We start from the raw sequence: 291 nt of genomic DNA, 5'->3' as shown, positions 1-291 counted from the left end.
CCGGTCCACATAAATAGTCTTTGACTTTTGGACCGGATTAGGTCTTTATGTCTCAGAACCTATTGGACCGAAACGGACCGGATTGCCCCCATGCTCGTCGGATACGCCCGCACCTCGACCCTGGAGCAGGATGCCGGCCTGGAGGCGCAGGTGCGCGACCTCAGGGCCCTCGGGTGCCAGAGGGTCTACCAGGAGCAGGTGTCCTCGGTCGCGCCGCGCCAACAGCTCGAAGCGGCCGTGAATTTCGCCCGAGAAGGTGACACCCTCGTGGAGACGAAGCTCGACCGCCTC

Annotated in this window: 1 protein-coding gene; it reads left to right on the top strand. The window is 62.5% G+C overall.

Features of this window, described 5'->3' with window-relative positions; all coding sequences use genetic code 11:
• Positions 1 to 90: 90 nt before the first annotated feature.
• Positions 91 to 291: recombinase family protein (locus KZZ07_RS26805; RefSeq protein WP_219519990.1), on the top strand; the 201-nt coding region annotated here is incomplete at its 3' end.

The organism is Mameliella sp. CS4, from assembly GCF_019392335.1.
Lineage (GTDB): Bacteria > Pseudomonadota > Alphaproteobacteria > Rhodobacterales > Rhodobacteraceae > Antarctobacter.
Note: the sequence above shows the minus strand (reverse complement) of the source record. Positions and strands in the feature narration are given on the sequence as shown.